The following is a 17,940-nucleotide window of genomic DNA, read 5'->3' as shown; positions in this document are numbered from 1 at the left end:
CGGCTAGCGGGCCAGCTGCGTCAGCAGCTCGACGGCGGCGGCGTGCGACGTCGGGAGGCGCTCCACCCACACCCGGGTGGGGCGCCTCAGCACGTCCCCGAGGCCCATGAGCGCGGCGTTGCGCTCCACCACCCCGCGGGTGGCCTTGGCCAGGTCGGGCACCCCCGTGTCGCGCCGCGCGAGCACCGTGAACACGCCGTCCGTGAGGGCGGCCATCGGATGTCCCTCCCCGAAGACCTGCTCGAGGGCGCGGCCGACGGTCGCGGAGCGTGCGGCGCGGTCCCACGGGGCGAGGCCGTCGACGGCGACGTCCACGACGACGAGGCAGTGCGTGTCCGGCGCGCCCTGGTCCGCGCCGACGGCGGCGCCGTACGTCTCCCGCAGCCGCTCGGCCAGGTACTCGCGGGTGGGCAGCCCCGAGCTGGGGTCGCGCAGCGCGCCGAGGGCCGGCTCTGCGTCCCGGCCTCGCACCCACCCGACGGCGACCGCGCGGATCGCGTCGGGGTCCGGCGGGCGGTGGGCGGAGCGGTACAGGCACTCGACGTCGTCCAGCGTCTCGCCCAGGCCGACGCCGGCCCGCCCGCGCGCGGCGCCGAGCCGGTGCGCGGCGGCGTGGGGGGAGCGGCCCTCGTCGAAGGCCTCGACGAGGGCGTCGACGGCGGGGTGGTACCAGTCGTCAGGACGCAGCCACACCTCGGCGAGACTCGTCGCGCGCCAGCGGTCGAGCACGTCCGGGACGTGCTCGGGTGCGTCGTGCTCGGGCGCATCGTTCTCGGGCGCGCCGCGGGGCCCGCTCGTGGACCGGTTCATGTGGATGGGACCGCCATGGTCAGCCATCATGACGCAGTTGTCGGCCACTTTCATCGGTAGGTGCCCCGGGATAGCCCTCTCCGCTGCCCGAGGCACGGAAAACTGCGGGAATCCTGCGCTGTTCCTGGGGAATTTCACCCCGGAGGACGAGGCGGGGAGCACGTAGAGTACGGGAGTCTGCGGTTGGGTGCGCAGTGCAGCCAGAGTGAGGTCGGCCATGACGGACGTCTACGTGGGGTCAGACGACTCGGCGCGCAGCGACGCCGAGCTGATCCTCGACGTGCGCGGGGGCGACCTCGAGGCGTACGGGGCCCTCTACACCCGGCACGTCCCGGCGGCGCGAGCGGTGGCCCGGCAGTACGTCCGGTCGTCGGCCGACGCGGACGACCTCGTGTCGGAGGCGTTCCACCGCGTGCTCGACGTGCTCCAGCACGGCGGCGGCCCGGACGCGACCTTCCGCGCCTACCTGCTCACCGTGGTGCGGCGCCTCGCCGCCGACCTCGCGCGGGGCGTGAAGCGCACCCGCCCGACGTCCGACGACGGCACGTTCGAGGCCGCGCTCGGCCTCGTGGACCCCACCGACGTCGCCACGTTCGAGGGCTTCGAGCACTCCGTGGTGAAGAACGCCTACCAGGCGCTGCCGGAGCGCTGGCAGGCCGTGCTCTGGTACACGGAGATCGAGGGGCGTGCGCCCGCGGAGGTGGCCCCGATCCTCGGGCTCACGCCCAACGGCGTGTCCGCGCTCGCCTACCGCGCTCGCGAGGGGCTGCGGGTCGGCTACCTGCAGGAGCACCTCACGCACGCGCCCACCGACGGCTGCCGCGTCGTGAACCCTCTGCTCGGCGCCTACGTGCGGGGCGGCCTCGCCCGGCGCGAGGTGGCGAAGGTCGACGCGCACCTCGAGACGTGCGGGGAGTGCCGGTCCCTCGTGCTCGAGCTCGGGGACATCGCGCACGGCATGCGGGCCGTCGTGGCGCCGCTGGTCGTCGGGCTCGCGGGCCTCGCCGTCGTCGGCGCGCTACCCATCGGGGGTGCGCTGGGCGGTGCCTTCGGCGGGTCCGTCGCGGCCGGGAGCGTGGGGGCCGGCAGCGCCGCGGGTGCCGGAAGCGCGGGGAGCGTCGGCGCGGTCGCGGGCACCAGCACCGCCGCGTCGGGCACGGTCGGCACCGGCGCGGTCGGGGGCGCGAGCATCACCGGCGGCGCGGGCGTCACGAGCAGCGCCGCCGCCGGGACGACGGCGGCCGCGACGGCCGGTACGACGGCGGCCGGGACGACGGCCGCCGGAGCCGCCACGGCGACCGCCGCCACCGCGGGCACGACGGCGGCGGCGACGGCGGGCACCGCGGCCGCTGCGGGCGCCGCCGTCGGCACGGCGAGCGTCGCCGCCGCGGCGAGCGCGGTCGCCGTCGCGACCGTCGGGGTCGTCACGGTGCTCAACGCGCTCGGCGGCGGGGAGGAGCCGCCCACGGCCGCACCGCAGGCGCCCGTGACCGTCCAGGGCGCCCCGTGGACCCCGCCCGGGGAGCAGCCGGGCGAGGGTGCGGTGCGGCCCGCCGAGGACGAGCCGGACGAGCCGGCCGAGCCCAGCGCCGACCCGACGAACCCGGTCAACCTGCTCGGCACCACGCTCTTCGCCCCCGTCGCGGACCTCACGGTCACGGCCGCCGGTGCTCCCCTCGACCCGCGCACGGCGCAGCCCCTGGTGCTCACCGTCGCCAACACGGGGGAGGCCACGGCGAGCGAGACGGTCGTCGAGGTGGCGCTCCCGGACGGCGTCGACCTGGCCATGCCGCAGGCACCGGCCGGCGCGTCCGTCGGCGACGTGCTCGCGGCGGACGCCCTGTCGTGCACGCCGGGGGACACCACGGCGCGGACGGCGCGCTGCACGGTCGGCACCCTCGAGCCGGGCACGTCCCGCGACGTCTCGGTGCCGGTGCGCGCGAACGCCGGCGGCAGCTACGCGATCGGGGCCGCGGTCTGGGCCGAGGGCGTGGGGCGGGAGAACATCGCCCTGCCGCCCACCACCGTGCGGCCGTTCGGCGCGGAGCTCACGGCCTCGAGCGGCGACGCCGTCCCGGTCTCGAACCCGGGCGCGGCCTGGGTGCCCGTCACGGTGCGGAACACCGGCGACCAGCCCGCCGCCGCCTGGTCGGTGCAGCTGGGCGTGCCCGCCGGGCTGCGGCCCGTCACGAGCGACGGCGACCTCGCGTGCGTGCCGGGCGCGGGCGGCGACCAGGGCGCCGTCTGGACCTGCGTGGCCAAGCCCGAGGCCGCCCCGCTGTCGCCGGGCGAGCAGCGGTCCGTCCGGCTGCGCGTCGTCGCGGACGGCTCGGCCACGCCGGGGCCGATGGCGGTCTCCGCCGCACCGCAGCTGCCCGGCTCCCCGCACACCGTGGGCGGCAACGCCGCGGTGACGGTGGCGCAGTCGTGGGCCGGCGCGGCCTCGGGGGCACGCGCGGTCGAGGCCCGGTGCGCTGCGGTCGGCGGCGTCGCCACGGCCTCCGCCGTGGTCGAGGGCACGTACGTCAACCTCACCGACCAGAGCCTCGCGGTGCGGCTCGACGCCGCGGGCGACACCGCCGCGGCGGCGCAGGAGGTCGCGCCGGGTGCGTCGGTCACCGTGCGGGTGCCCGACGGGCTCCGGGTCCCCGCGGGCGGCGCCACGTGGACGGTCGCGACGACCCTCGGCGGCCAGACGTACCGGACCAGCGTGCCCGCCGGGACGCACGGTTCCGCGGAGTGCTACGACCCGAGCTGGGCCGTCTCGAAGACCGCCGAGACCGTGAACGTCGACGGCCGCCTGCAGGTGCGCGGCACGCTCACCAACACCAGCGACGAGGCGATGCGGGTCGCGATGACCGCCGCCGGGGTCAGCACCGAGCCGAAGCGGCTCGCGCCGGGCGAGAGCGCGACCTTCGTCGCCGCCACGGACCGCACGTCGCTCTCCGCGGGCGCCGCCGAGTTCCAGCTGTACCGCTGGGTGGCCGACCGCGACAACGACGAGCCCGCGCAGGGCGTGGTGCCCGCCGTCGCCCCGACGGCGTCGTACGACGCCGCGACGCTCGCGCCCGCCGTCGGCGGGCCGGTGACGCTCACCGCGGCCGAGTGCCGGTTCGACGCCTCCGCCGACAGGTCGTGGCGCACCGTCACCGTCCCCGTGGACAACGGCGGCTCCACGCACGCGGTGCGCTTCGCGGCGTCGGACGGTGCCGGGAACGGGGATGCCGCGACGGTCGCCGCCGGCGCCACCGGCACCCTCACGGTGTCCGTGCCGTGGGGCACCCGCAGCCTGGCGGTCACCGCCGACGGGCGCGACCTCGCCACCGTGGACGTGCCGGCCTTCGAGAGCTGCGCCACGGTGACCTGGCCCGGATCGGTGGACGTGTCCACCGCGACCCGGTGCGTCGACGACCGGGCGCGGGTGGAGGTCGACGTGCGCAACCGTGGCGACGTCGCGTGGACGGCGGCCCTCGGCGACGGGGACGGGACGTCGGTCGAGCCGGGCTCCACCGCCACGCTCCGCACCTCCCCGGGCGGGCTGACGGCGGACGCCGGCCACGTCACGGTGCGGCTCTCCCGCGAGATCGAGAAGCGCACGCGGTCGGTCGAGCGGACGTTCGACCACGACGCCGTGTCGTGCGTCGTCGTCGACCCGCAGGCGCGGCTGGACCCGGGCGCCGTGCAGGTGGAGAAGGGGCGGTGGCGCTCGACGTCCACCCGGGCGGTGTCGGTGGTGCTCGACAACACCGGGTCGTCGGTGCCGCAGGACTTCGCGGTGCGCGGCTCGAACGGCGCGTCCGTCGACGTGACCGTGCCCGCCCGCCAGAGCCTGACCGCCGACGGCGGCACGGTGCGGGGCCGCGACGGCGCCAGGTACACCGTGCGCGCCGGCGACTGGTCCGCCGACCTCGCCGTCGACCCCTTCACGGGCACGACCGGCTGGTGCGCCGACCGGGTCCGCTGGAGCGGTGGGTACGAGGTGGGCGACGTCGCGTCGTGGCGCGGCGCGAACTACCGCTACGTCGGCCGCGGCGAGGACGGCCCGGACAGCGCGCAGAAGCGTCAGGACGGGGACCACGCCCGGGGTCACGGCTGGGGCCGCACCTGGGAGCGCATCGGGGACTGCGAGTACCGCTGAGCCCTCCCGGGCCCGGACCGGTCAGACGATGCCGTACAGCCGGTCCCCGGCGTCGCCCAGGCCGGGCACGATGTACTTCTGGTCGTTGAGCCGCTCGTCGACGGCGGCCACGACGATCTGCACGTCGACGCGCGAGCCGATCGCGTCGTCGAGCACCTTCAGCCCCTCGGGGGTGGCGAGCAGGCACACGGCGGTGACGTCGCGGGCGCCGCGCTCCAGCACGTAGTCGATGGCCGCGACCAGCGTGCCGCCGGTGGCGAGCATCGGGTCGAGGAGGAACACCTGCCGGTCGGTGAGGTCGTCGGGCAGGCGGTTCGCGTACGTGACGGCCTCGTACGTGGACTCGTCGCGCTGCAGTCCGAGGAAGCCGACCTCCGCCGTCGGGATCATCCGCGTCATGCCCTCGAGCATTCCCAGCCCGGCCCGGAGGATCGGCACCACGATGGGGCTCGGGTCGCTGAGGCGCACGCCCGTGGTCGTGGTGACCGGGGTGCGGATCTCCTTCGGCTCCGTGCGCACGTGCCGCGTCGCCTCGTAGGCGAGCAGGGTCACGAGCTCGTCGACGAGGAGACGGAACGTCGCCGACGGGGTGTTCTCGTCGCGGAGGACGGTGAGCTTGTGGTCCACCAGCGGGTGGTCGGCGACGTGCAGGCGCATGGACCCACGGTACCGGCGGGAAGGGTCCGGGCACCTCTCCGCGGCTAGCCTGGTCCTGTGACGTCCGACGCCGCGCCCGGTCCCGTGCGCCCCGGCCTCGCGCTGCCCTGGGCGGACGGCGAGTTCCCGCCGCACACGGTCAGCCAGCGGCGCGCGGTGTGGGACGCGCTCATGGGGCTGGCGCTGCACGAGGCGTCGCACGCTCTCGCGTCCGACGACGTCCCCGTGGGCGCGCTCGTCGTCGACGCGGACGGCCGGCTCGTCGGGCTCGGTCGCAACCGGCGCGAGGAGACCGGGGACCCGACGGCGCACGCCGAGGTGCTCGCGCTGCGGCAGGCCGCCACCACGCGCGGCGAGTGGCGGCTCGAGGGATGCACGCTCGTCGTCACGCTCGAGCCGTGCGTGATGTGCGCGGGTGCGCTCGTCGCGGCGCGCGTGCGGCGGCTCGTCCTCGGCGCCTGGGACTCCAAGGCCGGCGCCACGGGTTCCGTGTGGGACCTCGTGCGCGACCAGCGCGCCAACCACGCCGTCGAGGTGGTCGGCGGCGTGCGCGAGGACGAGTGCGGCGGAATCCTGCGAGACTTCTTCGAGTCCCGCCGCTGACGACGACGTCCGTGCGGGCCGATGAGTCCCCACGACGACGGAGGTCAGCACGGCATGGACACGACGGCACGCCCGGCGGCACCCACCCTGGCCGACTACGCCCGGCACAGCGCGTTCTCCGACCCCGGCGCGCACGCCGAGCTGCTCCGGGAGGTCGCCCCCGACCCGGCGTCGGTCGGCGCCGCGGCGTGCGCGACGATCGTGCACTACCGCGCCGGCGGGGTGCCGCTGCGGGACGAGCAGCGCGCGGACGTCGACCGCCGGTGGCTGGCGTCGCTGCTCGACGCCGCCGTCGAGCGCCGCCCCGGGCCGCTCGCCGCGGACCGCGAGCCCGCCCAGCTGGTCGCCGGGTGCTGCCGCGACCACACGCTGTTCTCCCTCGGGGTGCTGCGCCAGCACGGCGTGCCCGCCCGGTCGCGGATCGGGTTCGCCGGGTACTTCGAGCCGACGTTCTTCCACGACCACGTCGTCGTCGAGCACTGGGCGGACGACGGCGCGGGCGGGGGACGCTGGGTGCGCTGGGACCCCGAGCTGCCCGACGACGGCTCGTGGGGGTTCGACGTGCGCGACATGCCCACCGGGCCGGCGTCGCCGTTCCCCACCGCCGCCGAGGTGTGGCGCGCGATCCGCGCCGGGGAGGTGGACCCGGCGTCCTACGGCGTCGCGCCGGACCTGCCCGAGCTGGGGGGCAAGGACTTCGTGCGCGGCTACGTGCTGCTCGAGCTGGCGCACCGGATGCGCGACGAGGTGCTGCTGTGGGACGTGTGGGGCGCCCTGCCTCCCCACCGGGGCCTGGCGGCGCTCGCCGCCGCATCGCCGCCCGGGTACGTGCCCGCGGTGCCGCTGTCGGACGACGCGTGGGACGCCGTCACCGACGCCCTCGCCGCGCTGCTCGTGGCCGCCGACGCCGGCGACAGCGACGCGGAGGCCACACTCGCGGAGCGCTACCGGTCGGGGCTGGGGCCGCAGGCGCGCGTGGCGACGCTCTCGCCGACGGGGCGCGTCGGCGTCACCGACCTGCGCGAGCGCACCACGAGCTGGGCCGCCGCCCCGGCCTGACCGGCTGTGGGCTAGAGCGCCGCGACGCGCACGCCGAAGACGTCGCGCAGCGCGCGCCGGGCGGCGTGCCACCCGCCCATGCCGTGCACGCCGGGGCCGGGCGGGGTCGACGCCGAGCAGAGGTAGACGCCCCCGGCCACGCGGTAGGGGTTCGCGCGCAGGGTCGGGCGGGAGACCATCTGCCACATCGTCGCGGCGCCGGCGGAGATGTCCCCGCCGACGTAGTTCTGGTTGTGCTCCGCCATGGCGGCGGCGGGGATCGCCCGGCTGGCCACGACGACGTCGCGGAACCCCGGCGCGAAGCGCTCGACCTGCGCGGTGACGGTCTCCGTGACGTCCACGTCGGAGCCCGCGGGCACGTGCGTGTACGCCCACAGGGGCCGCAGCTCGCCCGTCCCGGAGACGACCCGGCGGGACGGGTCCGTGACCGTGGGATCGCTGACCAGGCACACGGGACGCTCGGCGTGCCGGCCCGCGGCGACCTCGTTCTCCGCCGCGGCCATCTCCGCCCGGGTGCCGCCCACGTGCACCGTGCCGGCGCGGCCCACCTCCGGGTCCGCCCACGGCACCGGGCCGGACAGCACGTAGTCCACCTTGGCGGCCGCGTTCCCGTGGCGGAACGCCCCCAGGGCGCGGCGCAGGCCCGGCGGGACGGCGGGGCCCAGCACGTCGAGCAGCGTGCGGGGCGTCGTGTCGAACAGGACGGCGCGCGCGGCGGGCAGGTCCGCCGGGGTGCGCACCCGGTGGCCCGTCACGACCGTGCCGCCGTGCGCCTCCAGGTCCGCGACGAGCGCCGCCACGATCGCCCCGGACCCGCCGCGGGGCACCGGCCAGCCGCCGTCGAACCCGCGAGGTCGAGGCGAGCGCCCGAGGTCGAGGTCGGGGGCATCGACCTCGAGCGCCCCGCCTCGACCTCGGCGCGCGGGGGTGGCGTGGGCGAGTGCGCCGAGCAGCAGCGAGGTGCCGGCGCCGGACAGCGACGGCAGCCGGGTGATGGTGTGCGCCGCCACGCCGGTGAGCAGCGCGGGTGCCGCCTCGCCGGAGAACCGGCCGTCCCAGGCCGCCGTGCCCTGCTCCGCGAGGCCCAGGCCGAACCGGGCGGCGGCGAGCGTCGCGCGCACGGGGTCGGCGCCGTCGAGCACCCCGGGCGGCACCGACCGGCGGTCGCCCAGCGCGACCGCGACCACGGCCTCCCACCGCGCTGCCAGCGGGCCGAGCAGGGAGCGCCACGCCGCGCCGTCGGGCCCGAGGCGCTCGGTCGTGCGCTCCAGGTCGCGGTACGCGACGGCGGCCCGCCCGCCGGGCAGCGGCTGCGCGTAGGACACCTCGGGGGTGAGGAGCTCGACGCTGTGCGCCCGCAGGTCGAACGCGCGGAAGAACGGCGACGCCCACGCCATCGGGTGCACCGCCGAGCACAGGTCGTGCGCGACGCCGGCGGGCAGGCCCGCGGCCAGGTCGCCGTCGTCGCCGGGAGCGAGCGTCCGGGCGCCGCCGCCGACGGTCTCGTTCGCCTCCAGGACCGTCACCGACAGCCCTGCGCGGGCGAGCGTCACCGCGGCCGCGAGCCCGTTGGGCCCCGAGCCGACCACGACGGCGTCCAGCATGCTGCCTCCCCCCGGCCGCCGCGGGCGCCCTCGGACTGGGATCTCCCTACCGTGACGACGCGGGTGCGCGCACTGTCCGGCCGATACGACGCAGCCTAGTCTCGACGTCATGACCAGCACGGACGCCGCCCCGCCTCGTCGTCGGGATGCTCGCCGTGGCCCGGGGGCGCTGTTCCTCGTGGCCCGCTGTTCCTCGTGGCGCGCTGTTCCTCGTTGACGGTGCCGTCGCGAGCACGACGACGCAGCACGAGTCGTACGCGGCGGTCGGCACCGTCGAGCTGGTCGCGGACGGCGACGTCGTCGCGTCCGGCGTCACCGGGGAGCGGAGCTGCGGTCGAGCAACGGCGACGTCGCGCACCTGATGCGCTGATGCGGGGCCGGGGCTCCGCCGCGCGGCGGATATCGTCGTCGACCATGGGGATCTTCTCGCGCCGGACGCCGGCCTCACCTGGCCCCGTGGAGCCGTTCGAGCTGCTGGTCGACACCGTCTTCGCCGTCCCGACGCGGGGCCACGTGCTCACCGGCACCGTGACGTCCGGGCGGGTGCGCACCGGTCAGCCCGCGGTGCTGCACCTGCCGACGGGTGAGCACGCCGTGACCGTCACCCGGATCGACGTGCGGCGCCGCAAGGCCGACGACGCCGAGGCCGGCACCGAGGCCGCCGTCTACCTCGGTGGGCTGGGGCGCGGCGCGCTGCCCGTCGTCCCCGGCGGTGACGGGAGCCTGATCGACGCCGAGAGCGTCCGGGGCTGCCGCCTCGTCTCGACGCCGTAGCCGCGCCCGACCCGTCAGAGCCGGTCGGCCAGCGCGACGAGGGTCTCGGTGACGCCGTCGTCCACCTTGAGCGTGGCGAGCGGGTCCCCGCGCGTCTCGCCGCGGTTGACGATGACCACCGGCTTGGCGGCCTTGGCCGCGTGCCGCACGAACCGCAGGCCGCTCATCACGGTGAGCGACGTGCCGGCCACGAGCAGCGCGTCGGCGTCGTCCACCAGGGCGTACGCGCGCTGCACCCGCTCGCGCGGCACGTTCTCGCCGAAGTACACGATCTCGGGCTTGAGCACGCCGCCGCAGAACTCGCAGGCCGCGGGCACGAAGTGGCTGGTCTGCTCGATGACGGCGTCCGCGTCGGGTGCGGTCTCGATGTCCGCGACCGTGGCGCCGTCGTCGAGGACCGACTCCACGAAACCCGGGTTGAGCGCGTCGAGCCGCTCCGCGAGGTGCGCGCGGCTGATGACGCGCCCGCAGCTCAGGCAGATGACGCGGTCGTAGCGGCCGTGCAGGTCGATGACGTGGCGCGAGCCCGCGTCCTCGTGGAGCAGGTCCACGTTCTGCGTGATGACGCCGCGCACCAGCCCGCGCTCCTCCAGCCGCGCGAGCGCCCGGTGCCCCGCGTTCGGCTCCGTGCGGTGCACCACCTGCCAGCCCACGTGGTTGCGCGCCCAGTAGTGGCGGCGGAACGCCTCGTCGGCCACGAACTGCTGGTACGTCATCGGCGCGCGCTTCGGCGAGTCCGGGCTGCGGTAGTCCGGGATGCCCGAGTCCGTGGACACGCCCGCGCCCGTGAGCGCGGTGACCGTGCGGCCCTGGAGCAGGCGGACCGCGTCGTCGATCGTGCCGTGGTGCACGACGGCGTCGGGCGGGAGCTCCCACCGCCGGTCCTGGTACGTCGGGGCGAGCGGACGGGGCACGGGTTGCACGCCTTCGAGCGTACGTCGCGACGGCCGGCGCCACCGATCCCCGCGAGGTAGTACCCACCTCCGCGAGGTAGTACCCACCTCCGCGAGGTAGTACCCACCTCCGCGAGGTAGTACGCACCACCGCGAGGTAGTACGAATCTCCGCGAGGTAGTACTACCTCGGCGAATCTTGTACTACCTCGCGGCAGCTCGTACTACCTCGGCGAGATGCGTACCACCTCGCGGTCAGCTGGTGGTGGTCGACGACGACTGGTCGGTGACGGTGTCCTGGTCGCTCTGGGTGCCGGTCGAGCCGTCCTGGTCCTGGCCCGGTCCGCCCTGGCCACCGGCGGGTCCGCCGCCCATGCCGCCCGCGGGGGCCTCGCCCGCGGTGGCGGTGCCGGCCTCCGTGCCGTCGGCGGTGAGCGTGTACGTGTCGCCGTCCGTGATCTCCGGGCCGGTGTAGACGACCGACTGCGCCGTCTTCGACAGCGTGATCGCCGCGACCTCGGTCCCGTCGGCGTCCACGACCGCCACCTCGGTGCCGGCATCGAGCGTGGCGTCGGCGGTCAGCGCCACCCAGCCCTGCGTCGAGCCCTCGTCGAAGGCCTCGGCCATGCCCGACGACCCGACCGCCAGCACCGTGCCGCCGGAGACCGTGCTGCCGCCCGCGGAGTCGAGCGCGCCGTTGCCGCCGTTCGTCGGACCCTCGACGACGACGTCGCCGCCGCTGACCACGGTGACGCCGTTGGAGTCCAGGCCGTCGCCCTCGGCGTCCACGTGCAGCGTGCCACCCGTGATCGTCAGCGACGCACCGTCCTGGACCTCTCCCATGCCGCCGCCCCCGCCGCCCGGGGGCATCCCGCCGTCGGCGGGCGGCTCGCCGGTCGGCATCTCGCCGTCCGCCGGGGGCTCCGGCTGCGCCTGCTGGTCGTCCGTCGTCGTGCCGTCCGTCGTGCCGTCCGTCGTGCCGTCCGTGGTGTCGTCGTCCGTGGTGTCACCGGTGGTCGTGTCGTCCTCCGCCTCCTTGACGGTCGCGTTGAGCCCGTCGTCGGTGGACGTGATGTCGGTGTCGCCGCCGGAGACGGCGACGGTCGCGGCCTCGATGCCCTCCTCGGAGCCGGTCACGGTGAGCGTGCCGTCGGTGATCGCGACGTCAGTGAAGCCCTGCACGCCGTCGGACCCGGCCTGGACGGTGACGTCGCCGCCGGTGAGCGCGACGTACCCGGCGGTGGCGTCGTCGTCGGCGTCGGACTTCAGCCCGTCGCCGCCGGCGGTGACGTCGACCGTGCCTCCGGAGACGACGAGGTAGTCCTTGCCGCGGATCGCGTCGTCGGAGGCCTGGACGCTGATGTCGCCGGACGCGATCACGAGCCCGTCCTTGCCGGTGATGCCGTCGTTCGCGTTCCCGACGACGTTTAGCACGCCGCCGCCGGAGATCGCCAGGTCCGCGGTGGAGTGCAGCGCGGCGTTGGCCGCGTTGTCCGACGTCGTGTCGGCGTACTCCGCGGCGTCCTCGAGACGGTTCGTGGAGCCGTCGGCGAGGACGACCGACACCTGGTCGGCGTCCTGCACGTCGATCGCCGCGCCGGTGGAGCTGGTGACGTCCGCGCCGTCGAGCACGAGGCGCACGACGCCGTCGGCCGACGAGTCGACCACGACCTGGCCGTCGTCGAGCGTGCCGGAGACGCGGTACGTGCCCGGCTCGGTGATGGTCACCGTCGACCCGTCGACGGTGACGCCGTCGCCGGAGGCCGACGCGGACACCGAGGCAGAGTCCCCGTCGAGCGTGACGGCGACCTCGTCGTCCGTGTCCCACGTCGCGTCGGCGAGGGCGGCGGTCTCGTCGGACGACAGGTTCTCCGCGAGGACGTCCTGAGCGGACCGGCCGGAGTTGTCCGTCGCGGAGACCTGGGCGGCGGTGGTGCCGGAGCCGTCCGACGCGGCGGACGTCGAGCCGGCGCTGCACGCGGCGAGCGCGCCGACGGTCAGCGTGCCGGCGGCGGCGAGCGCCACGGCTCGGGTCGAGAGAGCACGGTTCCACAGGGTCTTCTTCGGGCGGCGGAGATGCATGGTTCGGGTCCTGTTCGCTGGTGGGGAGCTGGGGGGAGGCGGTGGGCGGAGCGGGGGCGGGGTCAGGCGACGCCGAGCCGCTCGCGCCGCAGGCGGCGCCAGGGGTGGTCTGGGAGGTCGGGCCGCAGGGTGGCGAGCCCGGTCGCGTACTTGGAGATGCGGTCGGGGCGGTGGCCGCCGCGCCAGAGGGCGCGGTCGGCGGACGACGGCGCGGTGCCGGCCTTGGTCTCGACGACGACGAGGTCTCCGACGTCGGCGGTGCCGCCGCGGTCGGCCCCGTCGGGCCCGGCGAGCCGCCATCGCAGGCCGGTGTCGAGGGTGACGCGGGCGTCGGGGAGCAGCACGGTGGTGCGCCGGTAGGCGGACCGCAGCACCGGGGCGAGCTGCGCCGACGGGGGCGCGGCGAGGCGGGCGGCGGCGAGCCGGTCGTCGACGAAGTCGAGGCCCTCTCCGGCCAGCGGGGTCGCGGGCTCCCACGGGCGGCGCTCCTTCACCGTGACGCCGCGGGCCGCGCGCGTCTTGACCTCGAGGAACGTGGCGTTCCCCGTGTCGACGTAGGTGCGGGTGCGGACCTTGAACCGCCGGCGACGGCGGCGCGCGGCCAGCCGGAAGGTCAGCAGGTCGGCCGTGTCGTAGTACGTCGAGGCGTACGTGAACGACCGGTCGCCGTCGATCTCGAGCACGCGCGGGCCGTGCGCGGCCAGCGTGGAGAGCAGCGCCGCGACCTCGTCGGGGGTGAGCACGTACTTGCGGTCGACGCGGGTCTGGAGGGCGGCGGTGGCGTCGAGCTCCTCGAGGGTGACGGGCGCGGCGCCGGCCAGTCCGCGGGCGACGACGGTCTCGGCGGTCACCGGGTCACCGCCAGCGCGTCGTCCCGGACGGCGCCCGACCGGGCGGGCCGGCCGCCGTCGCGCGGCAGGTCGTACCGCACCTCCACGCGCGTCGTGTCATCGGCGAGGTCGATCTCCTGCACGGACACGGACCGCACGCGGGCACCCAGCAGGGTCTCGAGGTGGGCGGTGAGCTCGGCGCGGTCGACGACGGCGCGGTCGAGGACGATCGTCTGCGAGCCGTGCCGCGCCAGGAGCCGCGGGTGGTCCGCGACGGCCATGACGACGAGGATCAGCGCGGACCCGGCGACGCCGAGCCAGCCGGCCGACGTGCCCAGCCCGCCCAGCAGGCCCAGCGCGAGCGCGGCGAAGTAGTACGCGACCTCGCGCTGCGACAGCTCGTCGGACCGCAGCCGGATGATCGACAGCACGCCGAACAGCCCGAGCCCGAGGCCCGCGGCGACCGAGGTCGACGCGAGCACGGCCGACACCGCGAGCACGCCGACGTTGACGCCGAGGTAGGCGACCACGAGGTCGCGGCGGCGGTGCCGGGGGAAGTAGAGGGCGAACGTCAGGATCGACACGGCGACGAGGTCGACGGCGTACAGGGCTGCGGGAGGCATGCGGGCTCCGGGAGGTCGGGGACCGGTCGTGGTCCGTGGGTGGGGAGGACACCCAGTGGACACCTCGCGCTCAGGCGGGCACTGAGGGCGTCCTGGGAACCCGCTGCGAGGGGTGGACGGTCGCTGGGAACGCGGCTGAGCAGCCCCGACATGCGGGCATTCGCCGGGCGTGCTGATCATCAGGGCGTGACGCAGCAGACAGGACGACGCCGGCTCACGGCCGCCGGCCTCGCGCTCGTCGTCACGCTCGTGGCCCTGCTGGCCGGGACGGGGTGCGTCGCCAGCCGGCAGGAGCCCGGCCAGGCGACGGCGGCGGTGGCGGACGCGCTCGCGGAGGCCGGTTCCGCGGGGGAGACGGCGCGGATCGCCGTCAGCCTGCTCGACGAGGGCCGGGTCACCGGACCCGTCGCCGACACGGCGCTGCTGGACCAGCTGCGCGTGCTGGACGACGCCGAGTCGGCGCTCACGACCCTGGTGCCGCCCGACGCGGCGACGGCGGCGCGCCGGTCCACCGGGCTGGACGCCGTGGGCGACGTCTCGGACGCCGTCGTCGCGGCGCGCTCCTGGGTGGCCGTACGGTCAGGGGGAGACCTCGCCGGCGCCGACGGCGTCCCCTCGTCGTCCGACGACCTCCTCGTCGAGCTCGCGACCGCCCTCGACGCGACCGACGCCGCCCTGGCCGAGGCGGGCGGGCCGTGAAGAAGCTGCTCGCCGCCGCGCTCGGCATCCTCACCGCCATCGGCGGGTTCGTCGACATCGGGGACCTGGTGACCAACGCCGTCGTCGGGTCCCGGTTCGGCATGTCGCTCGCGTGGGTGGTGGTGCTCGGCGTGGTCGGCATCGTGCTGTTCGCGAGCATGTCCGGGCGGGTCGCGGCGGTGAGCGGTCGCGCCACTTTCGAGATCATCCGCGAGCGGCTCGGCCCGAGGGCCGCGGGCGCGAACCTCCTCGCGTCGTTCGCCATCAACCTGCTCACGCTCACCGCGGAGGTCGGGGGCATCGCGCTCGCCCTGCACCTGGCGAGCAGCGTGGAGCCGCGCCTGTGGATCCCGGTCGCGGCGCTCGCGGTGTGGCTCGTGCTGTGGCGCGTGAAGTTCCAGGTCATGGAGAACGTCGCCGGCCTCATGGGGCTGCTGCTCGTGGGGTTCGCGATCGCGCTGTTCCAGCTGGGTCCGGACTGGGGCGAGCTGCTGCGCCAGGCCGTGCCGCCATCGCCGCCGGGCATCGAGCACCCGGCGTCGTACTGGTACTACGCGGTCGCGCTGTTCGGCGCGGCGATGACGCCGTACGAGGTGTTCTTCTTCTCGTCCGGCGCCGTCGAGGAGCGGTGGACCGCCAAGGACCTCGGCACCAACCGGCTCAACGTGCTGCTGGGCTTCCCCCTGGGCGGCCTGCTGTCGCTCGCCATCGCGGCGTGCGCCGCCGTCGTGCTGCTGCCCGCGGGCATCGAGGTCTCGTCGCTGTCGCAGATCGTGCTGCCGGTCGCGCAGGCGGGCGGGGTGCTGCTGCTCGCCGTCGTCGTCCTGGGGATCGTGGCCGCCACGTTCGGCGCCGCCTTGGAGACTGCGTTGTCCAGCGGGTACACGCTGGCCCAGTACCTGGGCTGGTCGTGGGGCAAGTTCCGCCGGCCGGCACGGGCGGCGCGCTTCCACCTCACGATGATCGTGGCGCTGCTGCTCGCCGCCGGGATCCTCATGACGAGCGTGGACCCGGTGGCGGTGACCGAGATGTCGGTGGTGTTCTCCGCCGTCGCGCTGCCGCTCACGTACGTGCCGATCCTCGTCGTGGCCAACGACCCGGGGTACATGGGCGAGCACGTCAACGGCCGGGTGGTCAACGCGCTGGGCACGGTGTACCTGGTGATCGTGGTCGTCGCGGCGGTCGCGGCGATCCCCCTGATGATCGCGACGGGAGCGGGCTCATGACCGGCGACGCGCGGGAACGGATCGTCGACGCCCGCCTGCACCTGCTCGGCCGGCAGGTGCTGGACGCGGACGGCGAGCCCGTGGGGGCGGTGGACGACCTGGCCCTGGCGGGGCCGGACGGTGCCGGGGCCGAGGCCGGCCGGGAGGCGCACATCGACGCGATCCTCGTGGGCCCGGTGCTGGCGACACGGCTCTTCGGCGGCCGGGTGCCCGACAGCCGGCTGCCGCGCATCGCGTGGGACGACGTCGGGCACGTCGGGACGGCGGTCGAGCTCACCGTGCCCTCGGACCGGCTCGACGCCGTCTGGGTGGAGCGCTGGGTCCGCGACCGGCTGATCGCGCGCATCCCCGGCGGCCGGCACGACCCGGAGGCCGAGGAATGAACGTCGGCGACCTCCTCGACGCGCGCGTGCTGGGGCCGGACGGCGCGGCCCTGGGCGTGGTCGTCGACGTCCGCCTGGCGCTCGAGGTCGTGGACGAGCCCGAGGGCGGACCGGGGGCGGGGGAGGACCGCGAGGAGGCCGGGCACGACGCCCCGCTGAGCGCGCACGCGCGTCGCGACGCCGTGGGCGGCGCCCGCCTGGTCGGGCTGCTGGTCGGGCCGCGCGGGGCCGGGTCGTTCCACGGGTACGAGCGCACGGACGTGCGGTCGCCGTGGCCGATCCCGCAGCTCGTGCGCCGCCGCCACCGCGGCACCTTCCTCGTGCGGTGGGAGGACGTCGCGGCCGTGGACGGCGGGGCGCCGGACGACGACGCGTGGCGCGTGCGCCTCGCGCAGGGTTACGCCGAGCTTCCGGCGGAGCTCCCGTCGGAGAGCCGATGACCGCAGGCGCGGTGCCGTGGTGGCGCGGTGCGCCCGCCGCCGTGCACCGCACCTGGGTGCGGCATCCCCGCTGGTCGCTGGCGGTCCGGGGAACGGTCGCCGCCGCGCTCGCCTGGTTGGTGGGGGTGGCCGCGCCTGCCCCCCTGTCCGAGTATCCGTACTACGCCCCGCTCGGTGCCGTCATCGCCACGACGAGCACGGTCGCCCGGTCGGTCCGGGAGTCGGCGCAGAGCGTGGGGGCGTTGCTGCTGGGGGCCGCGATCGCGATCACCGTCGACACCGTGCTCGCGCCGGGGGTGCTGTCGGTGGCCCTGGTCGTGGGGGTGGCGCTGTTGTGCGCCGGCTGGCGGGCGTTCGGGGGACAGGGGGCGTGGGTCGCGAACTCGGCCATCTTCGTGCTCGTCCTGGGGCGCGGGGAGGACGCGGAGTACGTGGGCGCGTTCGCGGGCCTGGTCCTGGTGGGGGCGGCCATCGGGACGGCGGTCAACCTCCTGCTGCCCTCGTTGCTGCTCACCCCGTCGGGGCTCGCGCTGGTCGGCCTGCGCGACGCCCTCGTGGAGCAGCTCGACGACCTGGCGGGCTGGCTCGACGAGCAGGGGCCGCTCGACCCGGAGGAGTGGGAGCGGCGTCGTCACGCGCTGTCCCCCATGATCGAGGGCGCACGGGCCGCGGTCGCGCACTCGCAGGAGGCGTCGCGCGGCAACCCGCGCGCTAGGCGGCACGCCGAGCGCGCCCGGTCGCAGGCCCGGGAGGCACACCTGCTCGGGACGACCGCGGAGGTGGTCGACCAGGTGGTGCGGCTCCTGGTCGGCTGGGAGGCGGCCGGGCGGGACGACGTCGCGTTCGGGCCCCGGCTGCGCCCTGAGCTCGCGGCGGCGTTGCGCGCCCTCGCCGACGTCCTGCGTCCGCCGGCGGAAGACGCGGCTCCCGACACCGCCGCGTCGGCAGCGGACGACCCCGGCACGAGGTTCGTCCGGGCGGTGGACCGCCTGCAGGTCGCGGTGCGGGAGTCACGACAGGGTTCCGACGACGACCACCTCGTCGCCGGCGCGCTCGTCGTCGTGCTGCGCCGCGCCGCCGACGTGCTCGCGGCCTGAGCGCTCACCTGCCACGACGCCGC

Annotated in this window: 17 protein-coding genes; 10 read left to right on the top strand and 7 right to left on the bottom strand. The window is 76.1% G+C overall.

Annotation, left to right across the window (positions count from 1 at the left end):
- Window positions 1–3: 3 nt before the first annotated feature.
- On the bottom strand, window positions 4–810 hold the full coding sequence (locus tag ACH443_RS12865; RefSeq protein WP_429766457.1) for a hypothetical protein: 807 nt from the start codon (window positions 808–810) through the stop codon (window positions 4–6).
- Between the two features lie 217 nt (window positions 811–1,027).
- Between ACH443_RS12865 and ACH443_RS12860 the strand changes: the two genes are divergently transcribed.
- Window positions 1,028–4,948, top strand: coding sequence for a sigma-70 family RNA polymerase sigma factor (locus ACH443_RS12860; RefSeq protein WP_430590527.1), 3,921 nt, complete (start codon window positions 1,028–1,030; stop codon window positions 4,946–4,948).
- Window positions 4,949–4,969: 21 nt separating this feature from the next.
- On the opposite strand, the gene upp is transcribed toward ACH443_RS12860, so the two are convergent.
- Window positions 4,970–5,605 (bottom strand): uracil phosphoribosyltransferase, encoded by a 636-nt coding sequence (gene upp / locus ACH443_RS12855; protein WP_429766460.1) that lies wholly within the window; start codon window positions 5,603–5,605, stop codon window positions 4,970–4,972.
- Window positions 5,606–5,776: 171 nt separating this feature from the next.
- Between upp and ACH443_RS12850 the strand changes: the two genes are divergently transcribed.
- Together ACH443_RS12850 and ACH443_RS12845 are read left to right on the top strand one after the other, a co-directional pair.
- Window positions 5,777–6,208, top strand: a complete 432-nt coding sequence (locus ACH443_RS12850; protein WP_430590582.1) for a nucleoside deaminase — start codon at window positions 5,777–5,779, stop codon at window positions 6,206–6,208.
- A 54-nt stretch (window positions 6,209–6,262) separates the two neighbouring features.
- Complete coding sequence (locus ACH443_RS12845; protein ID WP_430590526.1) at window positions 6,263–7,267, top strand: transglutaminase domain-containing protein; 1,005 nt, start codon at window positions 6,263–6,265, stop codon at window positions 7,265–7,267.
- An 11-nt stretch (window positions 7,268–7,278) separates the two neighbouring features.
- Here ACH443_RS12845 and ACH443_RS12840 read toward each other — a convergent pair whose 3' ends face one another.
- Window positions 7,279–8,871 carry a phytoene desaturase family protein gene (locus ACH443_RS12840; protein ID WP_430590525.1) on the bottom strand — a complete coding sequence of 531 codons (1,593 nt, stop codon included), beginning with the start codon at window positions 8,869–8,871 and terminating at the stop codon, window positions 7,279–7,281.
- 146 nt (window positions 8,872–9,017) lie between these two features.
- Between ACH443_RS12840 and ACH443_RS12835 the strand changes: the two genes are divergently transcribed.
- Together ACH443_RS12835 and ACH443_RS12830 are read left to right on the top strand one after the other, a co-directional pair.
- The gene (locus tag ACH443_RS12835) at window positions 9,018–9,233 is read left to right on the top strand and encodes a hypothetical protein (protein ID WP_430590524.1); all 216 of its coding nucleotides are present in this window, start codon (window positions 9,018–9,020) and stop codon (window positions 9,231–9,233) included.
- 52 nt (window positions 9,234–9,285) lie between these two features.
- Entirely contained in the window at window positions 9,286–9,645 is a 360-nt protein-coding gene (locus ACH443_RS12830) for a hypothetical protein (protein WP_429766467.1), read from the top strand.
- A 14-nt stretch (window positions 9,646–9,659) separates the two neighbouring features.
- Here the strand turns inward: ACH443_RS12830 and ACH443_RS12825 are convergent, their stop codons facing one another.
- From ACH443_RS12825 to ACH443_RS12810, 4 genes are all read right to left on the bottom strand, one after another.
- A complete protein-coding gene (locus ACH443_RS12825) occupies window positions 9,660–10,568 on the bottom strand; it encodes an NAD-dependent protein deacetylase (protein ID WP_430590523.1) in 909 nt (302 codons plus the stop codon).
- A 224-nt stretch (window positions 10,569–10,792) separates the two neighbouring features.
- Complete coding sequence (locus ACH443_RS12820; RefSeq protein WP_430590522.1) at window positions 10,793–12,619, bottom strand: carbohydrate-binding domain-containing protein; 1,827 nt, start codon at window positions 12,617–12,619, stop codon at window positions 10,793–10,795.
- Between the two features lie 62 nt (window positions 12,620–12,681).
- Entirely contained in the window at window positions 12,682–13,470 is a 789-nt protein-coding gene (locus tag ACH443_RS12815; RefSeq protein ID WP_430590521.1) for a polyphosphate polymerase domain-containing protein, read from the bottom strand.
- Complete coding sequence (locus ACH443_RS12810; RefSeq protein ID WP_430590520.1) at window positions 13,467–14,072, bottom strand: DUF4956 domain-containing protein; 606 nt, start codon at window positions 14,070–14,072, stop codon at window positions 13,467–13,469. Before ACH443_RS12810 ends, ACH443_RS12815 begins: the two co-directional genes overlap by 4 nt.
- 186 nt (window positions 14,073–14,258) lie before the next feature.
- Between ACH443_RS12810 and ACH443_RS12805 the strand changes: the two genes are divergently transcribed.
- Genes ACH443_RS12805 through ACH443_RS12785 form a run of 5 tightly spaced genes read left to right on the top strand, consistent with a single transcriptional unit; the run spans window position 14,259 to window position 17,917 of the window.
- Window positions 14,259–14,771, top strand: a complete 513-nt coding sequence (locus tag ACH443_RS12805) for a hypothetical protein (RefSeq protein WP_430590519.1) — start codon at window positions 14,259–14,261, stop codon at window positions 14,769–14,771.
- Entirely contained in the window at window positions 14,768–15,997 is a 1,230-nt protein-coding gene (locus ACH443_RS12800; protein ID WP_430590518.1) for an NRAMP family divalent metal transporter, read from the top strand. The genes ACH443_RS12805 and ACH443_RS12800 overlap by 4 nt, the downstream gene beginning before the upstream one ends.
- Window positions 15,994–16,380 (top strand): hypothetical protein, encoded by a 387-nt coding sequence (locus ACH443_RS12795; RefSeq protein WP_430557342.1) that lies wholly within the window; start codon window positions 15,994–15,996, stop codon window positions 16,378–16,380. The genes ACH443_RS12800 and ACH443_RS12795 overlap by 4 nt, the downstream gene beginning before the upstream one ends.
- On the top strand, window positions 16,377–16,820 hold the full coding sequence (locus tag ACH443_RS12790; protein WP_430590517.1) for a hypothetical protein: 444 nt from the start codon (window positions 16,377–16,379) through the stop codon (window positions 16,818–16,820). Before ACH443_RS12795 ends, ACH443_RS12790 begins: the two co-directional genes overlap by 4 nt.
- Window positions 16,817–17,917, top strand: a complete 1,101-nt coding sequence (locus ACH443_RS12785) for an aromatic acid exporter family protein (protein ID WP_430557340.1) — start codon at window positions 16,817–16,819, stop codon at window positions 17,915–17,917. The genes ACH443_RS12790 and ACH443_RS12785 overlap by 4 nt, the downstream gene beginning before the upstream one ends.
- The last annotated feature ends 23 nt before the right edge of the window (window positions 17,918–17,940 follow it).

This window comes from Isoptericola sp. NPDC019571 (genome assembly GCF_044389385.1).
GTDB classification, from domain to species: Bacteria; Actinomycetota; Actinomycetes; order Actinomycetales; family Cellulomonadaceae; genus Isoptericola; species Isoptericola nanjingensis.
This window is presented reverse-complemented; position numbering and strand designations above follow the sequence as displayed.